Source organism: Pyxidicoccus sp. M15 (assembly GCF_056858435.1).
In genome coordinates, this window is record NZ_CM166495.1 from 5,083,245 (window position 1) to 5,099,305 (window position 16,061).

14 protein-coding genes are annotated in these 16,061 nt (G+C 71.0%); 10 read left to right on the forward strand and 4 right to left on the reverse strand.

Annotated elements, in window-relative coordinates; genetic code table 11:
- The first annotated feature begins 54 nt into the window (after positions 1-54).
- On the forward strand, positions 55-441 hold the full coding sequence (locus tag ACX9TP_RS19235; protein ID WP_163999312.1) for a RidA family protein: 387 nt from the start codon (positions 55-57) through the stop codon (positions 439-441).
- A gap of 95 nt (positions 442-536) precedes the next feature.
- On the opposite strand, the gene ACX9TP_RS19240 is transcribed toward ACX9TP_RS19235, so the two are convergent.
- Positions 537-2,513, reverse strand: coding sequence for a DsbA family protein (locus ACX9TP_RS19240; protein ID WP_482981185.1), 1,977 nt, complete (start codon positions 2,511-2,513; stop codon positions 537-539).
- 197 nt (positions 2,514-2,710) lie between these two features.
- Here ACX9TP_RS19240 and ACX9TP_RS19245 point away from each other — a divergent pair, with 197 nt between their 5' ends.
- Positions 2,711-2,941: a sulfurtransferase TusA family protein gene (locus ACX9TP_RS19245; protein ID WP_482981186.1), complete on the forward strand. Its 231-nt coding sequence runs from the start codon at positions 2,711-2,713 to the stop codon at positions 2,939-2,941.
- A 43-nt stretch (positions 2,942-2,984) separates the two neighbouring features.
- On the opposite strand, the gene ACX9TP_RS19250 is transcribed toward ACX9TP_RS19245, so the two are convergent.
- The gene (locus ACX9TP_RS19250; protein WP_482981187.1) at positions 2,985-3,896 is read right to left on the reverse strand and encodes an ABC transporter ATP-binding protein; all 912 of its coding nucleotides are present in this window, start codon (positions 3,894-3,896) and stop codon (positions 2,985-2,987) included.
- Positions 3,893-4,792 carry an ABC transporter permease gene (locus tag ACX9TP_RS19255; protein ID WP_482981188.1) on the reverse strand — a complete coding sequence of 300 codons (900 nt, stop codon included), beginning with the start codon at positions 4,790-4,792 and terminating at the stop codon, positions 3,893-3,895. Before ACX9TP_RS19255 ends, ACX9TP_RS19250 begins: the two co-directional genes overlap by 4 nt.
- A gap of 185 nt (positions 4,793-4,977) precedes the next feature.
- Between ACX9TP_RS19255 and ACX9TP_RS19260 the strand changes: the two genes are divergently transcribed.
- A complete protein-coding gene (locus tag ACX9TP_RS19260) occupies positions 4,978-6,372 on the forward strand; it encodes a penicillin-binding transpeptidase domain-containing protein (protein WP_482981189.1) in 1,395 nt (464 codons plus the stop codon).
- Positions 6,373-6,390: 18 nt separating this feature from the next.
- Here the strand turns inward: ACX9TP_RS19260 and ACX9TP_RS19265 are convergent, their stop codons facing one another.
- Positions 6,391-7,545, reverse strand: coding sequence for a DUF4388 domain-containing protein (locus tag ACX9TP_RS19265; RefSeq protein ID WP_482981190.1), 1,155 nt, complete (start codon positions 7,543-7,545; stop codon positions 6,391-6,393).
- 21 nt (positions 7,546-7,566) lie between these two features.
- On the opposite strand from ACX9TP_RS19265, the gene ACX9TP_RS19270 reads away from it, so the two are divergent.
- The 7 genes from ACX9TP_RS19270 to ACX9TP_RS19300 all read left to right on the forward strand — a co-directional run bounded on the left by ACX9TP_RS19270 (position 7,567) and on the right by ACX9TP_RS19300 (position 15,910).
- Complete coding sequence (locus tag ACX9TP_RS19270; protein WP_482981191.1) at positions 7,567-7,845, forward strand: glutaredoxin family protein; 279 nt, start codon at positions 7,567-7,569, stop codon at positions 7,843-7,845.
- A 123-nt stretch (positions 7,846-7,968) separates the two neighbouring features.
- Complete coding sequence (locus ACX9TP_RS19275; RefSeq protein ID WP_482981192.1) at positions 7,969-8,922, forward strand: GGDEF domain-containing protein; 954 nt, start codon at positions 7,969-7,971, stop codon at positions 8,920-8,922.
- A gap of 45 nt (positions 8,923-8,967) precedes the next feature.
- Positions 8,968-10,623: a sigma 54-interacting transcriptional regulator gene (locus ACX9TP_RS19280; protein WP_482981193.1), complete on the forward strand. Its 1,656-nt coding sequence runs from the start codon at positions 8,968-8,970 to the stop codon at positions 10,621-10,623.
- A 54-nt stretch (positions 10,624-10,677) separates the two neighbouring features.
- Positions 10,678-11,991: a GNAT family N-acetyltransferase gene (locus tag ACX9TP_RS19285; RefSeq protein WP_482981194.1), complete on the forward strand. Its 1,314-nt coding sequence runs from the start codon at positions 10,678-10,680 to the stop codon at positions 11,989-11,991.
- Between the two features lie 141 nt (positions 11,992-12,132).
- A complete protein-coding gene (locus ACX9TP_RS19290) occupies positions 12,133-12,951 on the forward strand; it encodes an ActD protein (protein WP_482981195.1) in 819 nt (272 codons plus the stop codon).
- Positions 12,951-15,197 carry a caspase family protein gene (locus tag ACX9TP_RS19295; protein ID WP_482981196.1) on the forward strand — a complete coding sequence of 749 codons (2,247 nt, stop codon included), beginning with the start codon at positions 12,951-12,953 and terminating at the stop codon, positions 15,195-15,197. The genes ACX9TP_RS19290 and ACX9TP_RS19295 overlap by 1 nt, the downstream gene beginning before the upstream one ends.
- A gap of 146 nt (positions 15,198-15,343) precedes the next feature.
- Positions 15,344-15,910, forward strand: coding sequence for a tetratricopeptide repeat protein (locus tag ACX9TP_RS19300; protein ID WP_482981197.1), 567 nt, complete (start codon positions 15,344-15,346; stop codon positions 15,908-15,910).
- Positions 15,911-16,061: the final 151 nt, after the last annotated feature.

Here is a 16,061-nt window from a genome sequence, read left to right on the forward strand (position 1 = left end):
GGAAACCCGGGCGGCCCCGACAAGGGGCCGCTCCTCTACTTCCGAGGTGCCCGCATGGCTCGCAAGGCAATCCACTCCGACCAGGCCCCCAAGGCCATTGGCCCCTATTCCCAGGCGGTGCAGGTGGACGCGGGGAAGATGACCTTCCTCTCCGGCCAGATTCCCCTGGACCCCTCCACCATGGAGATGGTGCAGGGTGACGTCGTCGCGCAGGCCGAGCGGGTGATGGAGAACCTCAAGGCCGTGCTCACCGCCGGCGGCCTGGACTTCTCCCACGTCGTCCGCTGCACCATCTTCCTCACGGACCTGGGTGACTTCGCCCGCGTCAACGAGGTGTATGGCCGCTACTTCACCGGCGCGCCCCCGGCCCGCGCCACCGTGCAGGTCTCCGCGCTGCCCCGCGGCTCCAAGGTGGAGATCGACGCCATCGCCGTCTCCTGACAGCGGCACGGAGGCCTTGAAAAGCACAGAGGCCGCCGGACCCCGAAGGTCCGACGGCCTCTGGTGCTTCAGGCCCGGGGGGGCCGGAGCGGGGACTACTTGGCGTCCGCCGCCACCGCGCCGCCGGCCTTCTTCAGCTCCTCGTCGATGACCTTCTTGAAGGCCTCGACGGGCACGGCGCCCACGAGCGTGCGGCCGTTGATGAAGAACGTCGGGGTGCCGTTGGCGCCCAGGCGCGTGCCCTCGGCGGAGTCCGCCTCGATCTGCGCGTTGTACTTGCCGCTGTCGAGGTCGGCCTTGAACTTGCCGACGTTGAGGCCCAGCTCCTGCGCGTACTTCTCCAGCGAGGCGCGGTCCAGGGCGCGCTGGTTGGCGAAGAGCTTGTCGTGCATCTCCCAGAACTTGCCCTGCTCGTGCGCGGCCAGCGCGGCGGCGGCGGCCGGCTTGGCGTTGGCGTGGAAGGGCAGCGGCTGGTTCTTGAAGGCCACCTTGATCTTGCCCTGGTACTGGTCCTCGAGCTGCTTCAGCGTGGGCACCACGCGGCTGCAGAAGGGGCACTCGAAGTCGGAGAAGGCGACGATGGTGACGGGGGCGTTCTTCGCGCCCTTCACCGGGGCGTTGCCCACTTCCACCTTCTGCACCGGCGGCTCGGCCGGGGCACCGTCGGCGCCACCCGCGGGGGCGGCGGGAGCGGCGGCGATGTTCTGGGCGAGAATCTTGCCGAACAGCTCCTCCGGCTTCGTGCCGGCGGCCAGCAGCTTGTCGGCCTTGGCAATCTCCTCGTCGATGACCTTCTTGAAGGCGTCGAACGGCTGGGCGCCGACGAGCTCACGGCCGTTGATGAAGAACGTGGGGGTGCCGTTGGCGCCCACCGCGCTGCCGGCGGCCATGTCCGCCTCGATCTTCGCCTTGTACTTGCCGCTGTCGAGGGCGGCCTTGAACTTCGCGACGTTCAGGCCGAGCTCCTGCGCGTACTTCTCCAGGGAGGCGCGGTCCAGGGCCTTCTGGTTGGTGAAGAGCTTGTCGTGCATCTCCCAGAACTTGCCCTGCTCGTGTGCGGCCATGGCGGCCTCGGCGGCGGGCTTGGCGTTGGCGTGGAAGGGCAGCGGCTGGTTGCGGAACACCACGCGCACGTCCTTCGCGTAGTCCTTCTTGATCTGCGTCAGCGTGGGCACCACGCGGCTGCAGAAGGGGCACTCGAAGTCGGAGAACTCGACGATGGTGACCTTGGCGGTCGCCGGGCCGAAGGAGGGGGAGTCCGCGGGGACGTCCACCTTGCGGACGGCGGCGGCGGCCTGCTGCACCGGGTTCTGCTTCGGGGCGGCCTTCTCGGCGCCCTTCTCGATGGTCTTCGCGTACACCTGCGAGGCGGGGACGCCGCTCTTCACGAGGGCCTCGGCCTTCGCCAGCTCCTCGTCGATGAGGGCCTTGAAGTTGTCGAGGGGCTGCGCACCGGAGAGGAAGCGGCCGTTGATGAAGAAGGCCGGGGTGCCGCTGGCGCCCAGCGTGCTCGCCTGGGCCTGCTCCTTCTGGATCTGCTCCTGGAACTTCGGGTTGGCCAGGTCGGCCTTCCACTTCTCGATGTCCAGGCCCACGTCCTTCGCGAAGCCCTCGAGGGAGGCATCATCCAGCTTCTTCTGGTTGGCGAAGAGCTTGTCGTGCATCTCCCAGTACTTGCCCTGCTCACCGGCCGCCAGCGCGGCGAGGGCCGCGGGCTTGGCGCGGGGGTGGAAGGACAGCGGGTTCTGCTTCATCACCACGCGGAGCTTCTTGCCGTACTGCTCCCGCAGCTTCTCCACGGTGACGTGCGCGCGGCTGCAGAAGGGGCACTCGTAGTCGGAGAACTCCACCAGCGTGATGAGCGCGTCGGGGCTGCCCTTCACCGGGGAGCCGTCGATGTTCACCTTGAAGACGGTGGGGTCCACCGGACGCCGGCCGGGCGCCTGAGCGGTAGGGGAGTTCGCGGCGGGCTTGGCGGCTTCGGTGTTCGAGGACGGGCCGCTGACGACGCGGCCGCCAAAGAAACCGAGCACCAGGCCCACGATGAGGGCCACGATGACATTGGGCTTCATGGGTTGGTTATGCTCCTTCGCCATAGGTCCGACTCCGGGCCCGAGCGTGGGGTTTTTTACAGGGTCAGGGGCGGGGTACTTAACAGACGGAATTCCAGACACGCAAGCCAGTGCGTCTGGCTTCCACGGGGGTACAACTCCCCCTAGGGGCCCGGAAACTGGGGAGTTTTTGGAAAAATTCCGTCAGAGTGAGGATCATGGAAGCCGAAGTCCGCCTGGACACCTCGGGAGCGCTCTGCCCCATGCCCATCCTCGAGATTGCCAAGGCCATGCGGCGGCTCGCACCCGGCACCGTGGTGGAGCTCATCTCCACCGACAGGGGACTGGAAGCAGACCTCCCCGCCTGGTGTGAGGCCACCGGCCATCCATTGCTCCGCCTGGAGCGCCGGGGGACGAGCTACGTGGGGTGGGTGCGCAAGGCGGGCTGAGCCGCCCCCCGCCGGCCGGGCGTTCCCTTTAACGGCTGCCTCCTCAGAGGAGCTGGAGGACGCGGTCTTCCAGGCGCTGGCCCCGGCTGACGCCGAGGATGAGGACGCCGTGCTGGAGCAGGTGCCCCACCACGCGGCTGATGACCTCCTCGGGCTTCACGCCGCCCTTGATGCGCACGCGCAGCACGGACTCGCTCTCCATGCGCGCGTCGGTGACGTCGGCCAGGGCGGCAATCTCGGGGATGAGCACGTCCCCGCGGGCAATCTGCACGCGGAACTCGGAGCCCTGGCCGGTCAGCTCGGACATGGTGCCGGCCTTGGCGAGCGCGCCCTTGTCGAGGATGGCGGCCGCGTCGCACAGCTCCTCCAGCTCCTGGAGGTTGTGGCTGGAGACCACCACCGTCTGCCGGGCCTCCTTCATGTTCCGGATGACCTGGCGCACCTGGGCGGCGATGCGCGGATCCAACCCGGCGGTGGGCTCGTCGAGCAGCACCAGCGGCGGGCGTCCCATCAGGGCCTGGCCCATGGCGGCGCGCTTGGCCATGCCGTGGCTGAGCGCCTGCGTCTGGACGTTCCACGCCTCCATCAGCCCCACCTGCTCCAGGGCCTCGCGGGCCTCGCGCTCCGGGTCGGCGAGGGCGGACAGGCGGGCCCAGTACGTCAGGAGCGCGCCCGTCTCCCAGCCGGGAGGCAGCACCGCGTCCTGGGGCAGCGCGCCCAGCCGGCCCTTGAGGGCGCCGGGGGTGGCGGGGTCCACGTCCATGACCTTCAGCGTGCCCTCGGTGGGGTAGAGGTAGCCGCACATCATGGAGAAGGTGGTCGTCTTGCCGGCGCCGTTGGGGCCGATGAGGCCGAACACCGAGCCCCGGGGCACCGCGAAGCTCACGTTCTTCACGGCCACCTTGGGGCCGAAGCGCTTGGACACTCCGAACAGCTCAATCGCCAGGTCGCTCACAAATCCCTCGCGCGCAGGACGGCGTAGGCGCCCAGCAGGAAGACGGTCGCGAAGCCCGCGTACGCGGCTCCGCTGGCGGCGAACTCGGCCAGCCTCGGGTGCAGCAGGTTGCCCGCGTAGTACGAGGGCGACAGGTAGCGCAGGAAGCGCATCACGCTCGCGTCGCCATAGGCCGCCTGGGAGGCCCGGCCGATGGTGTCCATCAGCCAGAAGACGAACAGCAGGATGAAGTTGAAGACGAGGCTCACCGCCGGGCTGCGGAAGAGGCTGGAGCACAGCGTGGTGAGGGAGACGTAGGCCAGCGAGAAGACGATGGCCGCCAGCCAGAACTTGATGAGGTTGATGACCACGTCGGCGAAGCCGAAGGTGGGGTTGGCGAAGCGGGCGTAGACGAAGATGGCCAGGTCGATGATGAGCACCAGCCCGAGCAGCAGCGTCGCCTGCGAGAGGAACTTGCCCAGCAGCACCGAGGAGCGGCGCGCGCGCACGGTGAGGTAGCGCATGGAGCGCGGGCCCACCTCGCCGCTGAGCTGGTCGAAGCCCATCAGCGCCACGTAGGCCGGCAGGAAGAAGAGGGTGATCTTGAAGACCACCAGGACCTCGAGCGGCACCTGCGAGAGCGCCTCCATCATCGCGCTGTCGTCGCTGGTGAGGAACCCCAGCACGCCCTTGCGCATCTCCTCGCTGACCTGCGCCGAGGCGTCCGCGCCCGCTCCCGCGCTCTCCAGTTGCTTGTTCACCGCTTCGCGCACCTGGCCGGCGAGCCAGCCGACCACCAGCAGCACCAGCGCGGAGAACATGCTGTAGAGGCCGAGCAGCACCACCGCGCGCCCACTGCGCACGGCGCGGCGCAGCTCCGCGCTCCAGATGACCAGGGTTTCTTTCAATCCGTCCAAGGTGTGGGGGAACCTAGCGGAGTTGCGCACCTCTCCGCCAAGTTTCTAACGCCAGCGGCCGGACGGAAGCGACCGAGGAAGCGTCCGTGGACAGCGCGCCGCCAGCCGGTAGAGTTCGCGCTCAGCTCATCTCCTGCGACTTCTCACGGAAGCCGCCGGAGCCCCCCTGGAGCCCCTGCGCAGCAATGACGATCCGCCGCCGTCTCCTGTCCGCCGCAGCGCTGTTCCCCCTCGCCTTCCTGCTGGGAGCGAATGAGCCCCCGCCGCAAGGCACGGCCGCTCAGGGCACCGGAGCATCCTCCGTCGCGCCCACGGGCACGGAGAGCGTGGACCCCTCTGACGCCGGCACGCCCGAGTCCCTCGCCACGGCCAGCGCCGCGGTGCTGGGGGGCGCGGCCCCGGATGGCGGCCTCGCCGCGCTGGCCGCGGAGCCGGGGATGGTGCCTCCGGTGCCGGTGCCCTCGCGCGTGTCGGCGCCCCCCATCGCGAAGCTGCAGCCCCTGCCTCGCGCCGCGGACCTGCTGGCCCGCGCGAAGCTGGAGGGGGAGCGGCTGGTGGTGAAGGAGAAGAACGGCCACAAGCAGGTGCTCACCATCGACCCGCTGCTCCAGACGCAGCTGACGAACATCATGCGCGACTACGCCGTGCCCTACGGCGCCGCCGTGGTGCTGGAGCCCTCCACGGGCCGCGTGCTGGCGCTGGCGGAGCACTCGGCGGCGCGGCCGGAGATGCGCGGCCTGCCCGTGCGGGCCGTGTTCCCCGCGGCGAGCATCTTCAAGATCGTCACCGGCGGCGCGCTGCTCGAGGCAGGCGTCCCCCCGTCCGTGGAGGAGTGCTTCCACGGCGGCAAGCGGCGGCTGTCCGAGAAGCACCTGGAGGACAGCGAGCGCGACGGGGCCTGCATGTCGCTGGCGCTGGCCATGGGCAAGAGCGCCAACGTCGTCTTCGCCAAGCTGACGAACAAGCACCTCAACGCGGACGTGCTGCGCCGCATGGCGGCCCGCTTCCGCTTCAACCGCGAGATTGCCTTCCCCGTCCCCGTGGACGTGTCGCTCGCGGCCATTCCAGAGGAGCCCTTCGGCCTGGCCAACACCGGCGCGGGCTTTGGCGACGTGTACCTGTCCCCCCTGCACGGCGCGCTGATGGCGTCGGTGGCGGCCAACGACGGCCGGTGGGTGGACCCCGTGCTGGTGGAGCCGGAGGCCGGCCCGCTGCTGCCTCCGGAGGGCGAGCCCGTCCTCACCCCCGAGGCGGCGAAGGACCTCACCGCCATGCTGGAGGAGACCGTCACCCACGGCACCGCGCGCGGCGTGTTCCGCGAGCGCGGCTTCCGCGTGGACGACGCCGTGGGCAAGACGGGCACGCTGGCGGACCGCAATCCCTTCCGCGACTACTCGTGGTTCGTGGGCTTCGCGCCCAAGGACAACCCCCGGGTGGTGGTGGCCGCCGTCATCGTCAATGACCCGAAGTGGCGCATCCGCGGCTCCTGGCTGGGCCGCGAGGCCCTGCGCCTGGGCCTGCTGCGCGTGCCGGCCCCCGTGGAGATGACGGCCCCGGCGTCCGCCGCGGGCAAGCACTGAGCGACGGGCCGCGCGCCGTCACCGCGCGGTGAGCTTCACCAGCCCCCGGTCCACGAAGCCCTGGAAGAACTTCAGGGCGTCCAGCTCCTGGAGCGGGGACACGTGGACGATGGCGGCCACGTCGCGCCGGCCGTCGATGCGCGACAGGAGGTAGCGCTCGGGCGCGGACAGCTGCAGCGTCTTCAGGTGCGCGGGCGCCACCTGCAGCGCGGGCACCCGGGGCGGCTCCACCAGCTCCCGGCGCAGCTCCACCACCAGCCGCTCCTGGGCCTTCTTCAGGAGCTCCGCCGTGCGAGGCGAGGGGCCCAGCTCGTGCGCGCGCTTCGCGAGGGCCTCGGCGTCCCGCACGTTGCCGGCGTCCAGGAAGAGCTGCGCCGCCTGGAGCACCTCGTCCGCCGAGGACTCCGAGCCGATGACGCTCGCGTCCTCTTCCTCCTCCACCACCACGGCCGTCTCCGGCTCGGGCTCCAGCTCCGACACCTTCACCGCGTCCAGGCGGTAGAGCGCGTACAGCCGCTGATAGAGGAAGAAGTCCGTGGCGTGCAGCGCCAGGGCCATGCCGTCGATGTTGAGCCCGTCCTTGATGAGCTGGACGATGCGCTCGTCCATGCTGCCGGGCTTGCGCTCGGGCAGCTTGCGCTCGTCCACCGACAGCCGCACGACGCCGGAAGGGAAGACGGCGCGGATGGCCTGCCACGCCGTCTCGCGGAACTCGCCCTCGCGGTGGATGTCCATCAGGTCCACGCTGACGTCCAGGCCCGCGACTTCTGGCGCCGTGTCCGAGGCCTCGAAGGCGAAGCCGCCCTCGCTCCAGTGGAAGGCGTCCAGCAGCATCTCCCGGAACTTGTGACTCAGCGCGCTGCGCACGGTGGCCTCGGCCACCAGGCCCGTCATCACCAGGATCTTCCCGAGGAAGACGCGCGTCTGGGCCTGGGTCGCGAAAGCCTTTTCGAGCTGGTCCTCCGTCAGGTGCCCCATGTTGATGAGGAATTGACCGAAGAACTCGCGTGGCTGGTTGGAGCTGGCGCTCACCACGTGGCCGTCGCGCAGCTCCAGTTGCTTGCGCACGTCCCCACGCTCCACCTTCAGGGAGCCGGTGACTCGCCGGTTCCCGAGGTAGACGACGAGGTCCTTGAGGGGCATCGTCGAAAAGTCACCAGACAGACCACGCATGGACCGGCCATCCTGCACCGCATGAGAGTCGATATCTACTCGAAACCCAACTGCTCGCTCTGCGACAAGGCAGCCGCCGTCGTCGAGTCGGTACGCGCTCGCATCCCCTTCGAGCTGCGGATCATCTCCATCCTGGAGGACGCGGCGGCCTTCGACGCCTGGCGCTACGACATCCCCGTGGTCGTCATCGACGGCGTGCCCGCCTTCAAGCACCGCGTGGAGCCAGCCGAGCTCGAAGCGCGCCTGCGTGAGGCCCAAGGTGGCACAGCCATTGCTAAAACCGCTGCCCAGGATGGGTAGTTCAGTGCCCTTCTCCAGTAAATCCGAGGAGTTGAAGAGGTCAGGGGAAGGCGCAGGACTGTAAATCCGGGTGCGGGGCGGAGGCGCGGTGGAGAAGAAACTTCTGGCGGGGAGGGTGGAGCGGTGGGCGTGAGACGGAAGCGGGTGGGCAAGGCGGGGCAGCCTCCCACCGTACTCGTGGTCGAGCCACGGGCCGAAGACCTGGAGCGGACCCGGCTGCTCCTGGGGGAGGCCGGCTTCCGGGTGGTGCCGCTGACGCGCTTCGACGCGGCGATGCCACTGTTCGAGGTCATCCGTCCGGACGCGGTGCTGCTCGCCGCGCAGTCGCCGGACTACAGCGCGGTGCAGGTGGCGCGGCGGCTGCGGCAGGTGAGCCGGGGCACGGTGCCGGTGTTCTACCTCGTGGACCCGCATGACATGGAGGCGTACCGCTACTGCCTGGAGAAGGGGCAGTGCGTGGACATCGTCTCGCGCGGGTGCAGCGAGGCGGAGCTGTCCATGAAGCTGCACGCGCAGCTGAAGCTGAAGGCGGCGGTGCTGCGCGCGGCGGCGGGCGAGGAGTCCGGCACGGCGCTGGCGCTGCATGACCCGGTGACGGGGCTCTACAACCGGCCCTTCCTGCTGTCGCTCATCGGCCTGGAGGTGCGCCGCGCGGAGCGCTACGGCGGGACGTTCTCCGTGGTGGCGGCGGAGGTGGGGGGCTACGGGGCCTTCCGCAAGGAGTTCGGGCGCGGCATGGCCGAGCGCCTGTTGGTGTACAGCGCGGTGGTGCTGGGGCAGACGGTGCGCGAGGCGGACGCGGTGGCCCGGGTGGGCGACAGTGAGTTCGCGCTGCTCCTGCCGGGCACGCCGGCGGAGTCGGTTCCAGAGGTGATGGCCCGGGTGAGCGCGCGCTTCGAGGCGGCGCGCTTCCAGGTGGAGGGCCGGGTGGTGCGCACGGCGCTGGAGCTGGGCGCGGTGAGCTTCCCGGACGCGGTGGGCACGCCCACGCAGCTGCTGGCGGCGGCACTCCAGGAGCTGAGGCGGACACGAGAATTTCGTCGCACGGTCGGGGGACCAACCCGACTGTCGGTGTAAGGGATGGGTGGAGGTTCGATGCACAGGGCGAGCGGAGGCGTGGGGATGGATCGGATCGCGGTGCTGGTGGTGGATGACGAAGAGTCGGTGCGCACGTTCCTGTCCGAGTTGCTCGGCAGTGCGGGCTACCAGGTGCGCAGTGCCGCGAGCGGCGCTCAGGCGCTGGAGATGCTTTCGGGAGGTTCCTTCGACGCGGTGCTGCTTGACGTGGTGATGCCGGAGATGAGCGGTCTGGAAGTGCTTCGCCGTTACCGGGGCGCGGGCGGCTCCGCGCCGGTCATCGTGCTCAGCGCGCTGTCGGGCGCGGACGACGCGGTGCGCGCCATGAAGATGGGCGCGAGCGACTACCTGTCCAAGCCGTTCGGCAACGACGAGCTGCAGGACGTGCTGGCGCGGGCCCTGGGGACGCGCGCCCCGGAGCGCCAGGCGGTGGCGCCGAGCCTCCCGCCTCCTCGCGTGGCGGCTCCGCTCATCGACACCACGTCGGACGCGCGGGTGCTCATCTCCACGTCTCCGTCCATGCGCCGCGCCCGGGCGCTGGTGGAGCGCATCGCCGACACGGACGTGCCGGTGCTGCTCTTGGGTGAGTCCGGCACGGGCAAGGAAGTGATTGCCCGCGAAATCCACGCGCGCAGCCAGCGGCGCGGCAAGCCGTTCATCAAGGTGAACTGCGCGGCGCTGCCGGGGGAGCTGCTGGAGAGCGAGCTGTTCGGCCACGAGCGCGGCGCCTTCACCGGCGCCACCGCGGAGAAGCCCGGCAAGTTCGAGCTGGCGGACCAGGGCACCATCTTCCTGGACGAGATTGGCGAGATGGCCATCCGCCTCCAGGCCAAGCTGCTCCAGGTGCTGCAGGACGAGGAGTTCTTCCGCGTCGGCGGCAAGAAGAGCGTGCGCGTGGACAGCCGCGTGGTGGTGGCCACCAACCGGGACCTCGAGAAGGAGATTGCCCTCGGCAACTTCCGCGAGGACCTCTACTACCGCCTCAACGTGGTGGCCATCCGCCTGCCGCCCCTGCGCGAGCGCCGCGAGGACGTGGTGCCGCTGACGGACCACTTCCTGAAGAAGTACGGCCGCAACTTCATCAACGGTGTGTCGGAGCTGCCCCGCGAGGTGCTCCAGGCCTTCGCGGACTACGACTGGCCCGGCAACGTGCGCGAGCTGGAGAACATGGTGCGCCGGCTGTGCGTGCTGAAGGACGCCACGCTGGTGCTCGACGAGCTCAACGCGGCCGGCCGCAGCCCCGCGAGCGCGCCGTCGCTGCCCACCGCGTACGGCGGTGACGACGGCGGCGTGTATGGCCGCGTCCACGAGGAGCCGATGCGCTCGCCGCCGTCCTCGTCCGTGCAGGTGCTGGAGATGCCCACGCGCGGGTCCGCCCAGGCGATGGTGTCCGCCTCGCCCTCGCCGGCTCCCGTCATGCTGGAGCCCGCCAACTCCGTCCTCCCGACGCCCCGGTACGTCAATCCGTTCGACGTGCCGCAGCCGCCGCCGCCTCCCGCTCCGGCGGGGGAGCCGTCGCTGAAGGACATCGGCAAGCGGGCGGCGATGCTGGCTGAGCGCGAGGCGATACTGTGCATGCTCCAGCGCACCGCCTGGAACAAGCGCCGCGCGGCCACCAAGCTGCGCATCAGCTACAAGGCACTGCTGTACAAGATCAAGGAGTGCGGAATCATCGACCCGCGCTCCAGCGCCGAGCTGTAATCCTTCTGCACCGGCACTTGCGTTGCCCCCCGCGGTCCCGCTATCGCGGGGGGTATGACGCCTCCACTCGTCCTCCTGGGCTCCGGGTACACGCTCACACGGCTCGCCGTGGCGGAAGCCCGCGCGGGCCGCGACGTGCTGGCGGCCACGAGGGATTCCGCGCGCCGTGAGGCGCTGGAGCGCGCGGGAGCCCGTGTCACCTCGCTGGACGACGCGCTGTCCCGGACGGACGGGGCGCACGTCGTCTGCTCCGTCCCGCCGGACGCGGGGCTGGACTCGCGCATCGCCGAGGCGCTCGCGCGGCATCGGCCCTCCCGGCTCGTCTATCTCTCATCCACCGGTGTCTACGGCGGCGCGCGTGGCCTCGTGGACGAGGACACGCCGGTGGAGCCGGCCTCGCCCACGGCGCGCGGCCGCATCGAGGCGGAGTCGCGCTTCCTCCCGCTGGGCGCGGTGGTGCTGCGCATCGCCGGCATCTACGGTCCGGAGCGGAGCACGCTCGCGCGCCTGCAGGCGGGCGCCGTCCGGCTGCCGGAGAGCGGGGGAGGGCGCATCTCCCGCGTCCACGTGGACGACCTGGTGGAGGCCATCCGCGTGGTGCTCCAGTGGGGCGAGCCCGGGGCCTTCTACTGCGTCGCGGATGACCGGCCCGCGCCCCAGGAAGAGACTGTCACCTGGCTGTGCGAGCGGCTCGGCCTGCCGCTGCCGCCCCGCGTTCCGCTGGAGAGCCTCCACGAGTCGCTGAGGGGCGACCGCGCGGTGTCCAACGCGCGCCTCAAGGCGCTGGGCTGGCGACTGCGCTACCCGGACTACGTCGCCGGCTTCACCTCGCTGCTGGTGGCCGAGGGCCGCGCGGGCGGGCCCGAGTCGCTCACCGTCCGGAGGCTCCGCCCGGACGAGGCGGAGGTCTTCTGGGCGCTGCGGCTGCGCGGGCTCGGGGAGCATCCGGAGTCCTTCGGCGCGTCGCTGGAGGAGGACACGGCGCGGCCGATGGACGTCGTGCGCGCGCGGATGGTGGGGGACTCGCAGGTCGTCATGGGCGCCTTCGACGGGGGGCGACTGGTGGGCGTGGCGGGCATGTGGCGGGGGCAGGAGCGCAAGTCGGCCCACAAGGCCCACGTCTGGGGCATGTACGTGCTGCCCGAGGTCCGCTCCCGGGGCGTGGGTCGGCGGCTGCTCACCGGGCTCATCGGCGAGGGCCGGAAGATGGCGGGAGTCGAGCGCCTCCTCCTGTCCGTCTCCGTGGGCAACGCGGCGGCCCAGGCCCTCTACCGCTCCCTGGGGTTTCGCACCTACGGCGTGGAGCCGGCCGCGCTGAAGATTGGCGGGGCCTACATCGACGAGGAGCTGATGTGCCTGCCCCTGTGAGTCCTGGCCCACACTGGCCCACCCGCTCGGGCGCGGCTCCGGAGCGGGCGGCACGGAAACGTGGCGTGATGCAGTGACAGTTCCCCCCGGCGCCGGTGTTCGATGGAAGGCGCGTCGTGCCGCGCTGGAGGCTCCCTGAGCATGGCCCTGTGTATCCCCCACTGGTTGCTGGAGCGAGTCGCCCTCGGCGAGCTGCCCCCGAACGCCCTGGCCGACGCCCGCGCGCGGCTGGAGCGCGAGCCGGATGGGGACGGGCGCCTGGCCCGGCTGGCCGAGGACTCGCGCCGCACCCTGGAGCGGTACCCGCCCGCGGCCGTGGCCGCCGAGGTGGAGCGCCGCCGGGCCGCCCGCACCCGCATGGACCGGGCCCGCGAGGCCGGACGGGGGGGCTGGCACGGCCTGTCCCTGGGCATGCCGGTGGCCGCGTCCCTCGCGCTGCTCGTCCTGTCCACGCAGCGGGAGCTGCCGCCGGAGCCGGCTCCGGAGCCCGCGTCGGCGCGTGCGCCCATCATCTGGAACGTCTCGGAGCGCATCAAGGGCGAGCCCCTCCTGCGCATCCACCGGCAGGGGGCCACCGAGCCGGAGCTGCTCGCCAACCACGCGCGGGCCCGCCGCGGCGACGTCCTGCAGCTCAGCTACGTGTCCGGAGGCCGCCCGCACGGCGTGGTGGTGTCGGTGGACGGGCGCGGCGCGGTGACGTTGCACCACCCGGCCACCCTCACCGGCTCCACGGAGCTGGCCTCGGGCGAGGCCGTGACGCTCGGCCATGCCTACGAGCTGGACGACGCCCCCGGCTTCGAGCGCTTCCTCTTCGTCACCTCGGACGCGCCGCTGGACGTGGCCACGGTGCTGGACGCGGTGCGCGTGCTCGCCCGCCAGCCCTCCGAAGCTCGCATCCGGCCGCTCCCCTTGCCGGATACCCTGGCCCAGACATCGTTCACGTTGGAGAAGGTGCCGTGATGACGCGGTCGCTCCTGTTCTCGCTCCTGCTGCTCCCCGCCCTGGCCTCGGCGGCCCCCGCGTCCGACGCGGCTTCCTCCCAGCCGGTGCGCCGCTTCGCGCTGCTGGTGGGCGTCAACGACGGAGGTCCGGGCCGCGCGAAGCTCCGCTACGCCGTCACCGACGCGCGCTCCTTCGGCGACGTGCTGGAGGAGCTGGGCGGCGTGCAGCCCCAGGACCGGCTAATGCTGATGGAGGGCGGCCGCGCCGAGCTGGAGCGCGCGCTGTCGAAGTTCAAGGCGATGATTGCCGAGGCGAAGACGTCGGGCGGGCGCACCGAGGCGCTCGTCTACTACTCGGGCCACTCGGACGAGGCGGGCCTGCTGCTCCAGCAGGACCGCTTCGGCTACAAGGAGCTGCGCCAGGCGCTGGAGTCGCTGCCGGCGGACGTGCGCATCGCCATCCTCGACTCGTGCGCGTCCGGCACGCTGGCGCGGCAGAAGGGCGGGGTGCGCCGGCCGTCCTTCCTGGTGGACGCATCCACCGCGGTGCGTGGCCACGCCATCCTCACGTCCTCGTCCGAGGACGAGGTGTCCCAGGAGTCCGACCGCATCGGCGGCTCGTTCTTCACCCACAACCTGGTGTCCGGCATGCGCGGCGCCGCGGATGCCACCGGCGACGGCCGGGTGACGCTCCATGAGGCCTACCAGTTCGCCTTCCACGAGACGCTGGCGCGCACCGAGCAGACGCGCGCGGGCGCGCAGCACCCCGCCTACGACATCGAGCTGGCCGGCACCGGCGAGCTGGTGATGACGGACCTGCGCTCCACCGCCTCGGTGCTCGTGCTGGGGGAGATGCTCGACGGGCGCCTGTACGTGCGCGACGCGCCGGGCCGGCTCGTGGTGGAGCTGAAGAAGTTCGCCGGCCGCGCCACCGAATTGGGCCTCCAGCCGGGGCGCTACACGGTGATGCGCGAGTCGCTCGGCGCGGGCTCGCAGGCGGAGCTGGTGCTGGACCAGGGCGGGCGCTTCGTCCTGGCGGAGTCCGCCTTCCGGCCGGTGGGCCTGGAGATGACGGCCATGCGCGGCGGGGGCACGCCCCGCCTCGACGGCGTGAAGCCCTCGGTGGGGGGGAGCACGGCGGTGCAGGGGCCTTCGAATCGGCACATGCCCTTCAACCTGGGCCTCTTCCCGTCGGTGCAGACCAATGACCTGTTCGGCGGCACGGTGGACAACAACATCTCACTGGCGCTGGCGGCGGGCCGCACGGCGCGGCTGGACGGCGTGGCGCTGGCCCTGGGCGCGAACTGGGCGACGCACTCCGTGAATGGCCTGCAGCTCTCCGTCGGCGGCAACGTCGCGCGCGCGGACGTGACGGGCGGCCAGTTCGCCGTCGGCGGCAACTGGGCCACGGGCGAGGTCGGCGGCGTGCAGGCCGCGGTGGGCCTCAACATCGCGCAGCAGGGCGGCCTGGCCGGACAGCTGTCCGTGGGCGGCAACCTGTCCCGGGCGCCGCTGAGCGGCGCGCAGCTGTCGGTGGGCACCAACTGGGTGCAGGGCGACTTCGACGGCGTCCAGGGCACCGTGGGCCTCAACGCCGTGCGGGGGCGCATGGTGGGCATGCAGATGTCCGTGGGCATGAACTGGGCGGACACCGCGCGGGGCGTGCAGCTGTCGCTCCTCAACGTCGGCGACGACGTGAAGGGCATGCAGCTGGGGCTCATCAACATCGCGGGGAAGATGAGCGGCCTGCAACTGGGCATCGTCAACGTGGCGCGGGAGATGGACTCCGGCCTGCCGATTGGCGCGCTGAGCATCGTGAAGAACGGCCAGTTTCACGTCGAGGCATTCGGCAGCGACATCAACTTCGCCAACACCGCCCTCAAGGTGGGCAGCCGCCACTTCTACACGACGGTGGTGGTGGGCATGGGCCGCGTCGCGGGCGCCCGGGGGCCGAGCCACTGGACGCTGGGCTTCGGCCTGGGCGGCCACATCCCCGTGTCCGAGCGCTTCTTCGTCGACGTGGATGGGGTGACGCACTCCGTCTACGACTGGGACTCGAGCTTCACGACGACGCGCCTGTTGCACCAGGTGCGCGTCATCGGCGGGTTCCAGGTCGCGAAGCGCTTCACCGTCATCGGCGGGCCGACGATGAACCTCCTGCACGGCGTGGACGGTGACGCCATCACCGCGCTGAGCACCTTCTCGCGCCAGGGGCCCAAGCACTTCATCTGGTGGCCCGGGGTGCAGGTCGGCGTGCGGCTGTGACGCGGGGATAAGGCGTCCTACGCGGTCCCTTCTCGCGGAGCGATGGCTCCCATCAGCGTGACGCAGGCCGCCCTGTCGGACGGCTTTCCACGCCCTCCCTGGCGGTGACAGGCTCGGAGACGGGCCAACACTGCTTTGGGGGCACGATGTCAAAGTTGCTGTTCGCGGCATTCAACGAGGGCGTCAAGCTCTCCATGTCCGGCAACCACGAGGCCGCCATCCTCGCGTTCGACAAGGTCCTCGCCGTGGACGCGAAGCACGTCCCGGCGCTCACCGCAAAGGGTTCGGCCCTGGCCGCGCTGGGCCGCACCCAGGAGGCGCTGGCCTGCTTCGAGCGCGCCCTCGAAGTGGACCCCAACGCGGCCGACCCGCACCGCGACGCGGCCCTCTGCCAGCTCGAATTGGGAGAGCCCGAGGCCGCCGCGCAGCTCATGCAGCGCGCCGTGCAGCTCAACCCGGAGCACGGCTACCGCGAGGCCGCCGCCGTGGAAGTCTACACGCTGGGCAACGCGCTCCTGACGCGGGGCTCCCGCCGTCCGGACAAGGCCCGCTACCGCCAGGCCCGCCACGTCTTCGAGCTGGCCCTGGAGCTGTCCCCCGCCTACGTCGAGGCCGCCAAGGCCCTGGCGGACGTCTGGGAGCACCTGGGGGACACCGCCCAGAGGGACCACTACGCGCAGATGGCCAGCCGCCTGCGCCCCGTCGGGGGCTGAGCGGGCGGGCAGGGTGCCGAGCGCCCCACGCGCTCGACGGGGCCTCACGAAGGGGGCCTGCGGTGTCAGTCCGGACACGTGGACGCGATGGCCCGTCCCGGGGTGTTACACCCCGCGCGGCCTGATGCGTTATTCTTCACGCCAGGTACGA

What these genes read in the sequence shown, in the direction of transcription:
- ACX9TP_RS19240 (WP_482981185.1), bottom strand. Translation starts at nt 2,513, where the DNA reads ATGAAGCCCAATGTCATCGTGGCCCTCATCGTGGGCCTGGTGCTCGGT.
- ACX9TP_RS19260 (WP_482981189.1), top strand. Translation starts at nt 4,978, where the DNA reads ATGACGATCCGCCGCCGTCTCCTGTCCGCCGCAGCGCTGTTCCCCCTC.
- ACX9TP_RS19300 (WP_482981197.1), top strand. Translation starts at nt 15,344, where the DNA reads ATGTCAAAGTTGCTGTTCGCGGCATTCAACGAGGGCGTCAAGCTCTCC.
- ACX9TP_RS19235 (WP_163999312.1), top strand. Translation starts at nt 55, where the DNA reads ATGGCTCGCAAGGCAATCCACTCCGACCAGGCCCCCAAGGCCATTGGC.
- ACX9TP_RS19295 (WP_482981196.1), top strand. Translation starts at nt 12,951, where the DNA reads ATGACGCGGTCGCTCCTGTTCTCGCTCCTGCTGCTCCCCGCCCTGGCC.
- ACX9TP_RS19245 (WP_482981186.1), top strand. Translation starts at nt 2,711, where the DNA reads ATGGAAGCCGAAGTCCGCCTGGACACCTCGGGAGCGCTCTGCCCCATG.
- ACX9TP_RS19270 (WP_482981191.1), top strand. Translation starts at nt 7,567, where the DNA reads ATGAGAGTCGATATCTACTCGAAACCCAACTGCTCGCTCTGCGACAAG.
- ACX9TP_RS19290 (WP_482981195.1), top strand. Translation starts at nt 12,133, where the DNA reads ATGGCCCTGTGTATCCCCCACTGGTTGCTGGAGCGAGTCGCCCTCGGC.
- ACX9TP_RS19285 (WP_482981194.1), top strand. Translation starts at nt 10,678, where the DNA reads ATGACGCCTCCACTCGTCCTCCTGGGCTCCGGGTACACGCTCACACGG.
- ACX9TP_RS19280 (WP_482981193.1), top strand. Translation starts at nt 8,968, where the DNA reads ATGGATCGGATCGCGGTGCTGGTGGTGGATGACGAAGAGTCGGTGCGC.
- ACX9TP_RS19265 (WP_482981190.1), bottom strand. Translation starts at nt 7,545, where the DNA reads ATGCGTGGTCTGTCTGGTGACTTTTCGACGATGCCCCTCAAGGACCTC.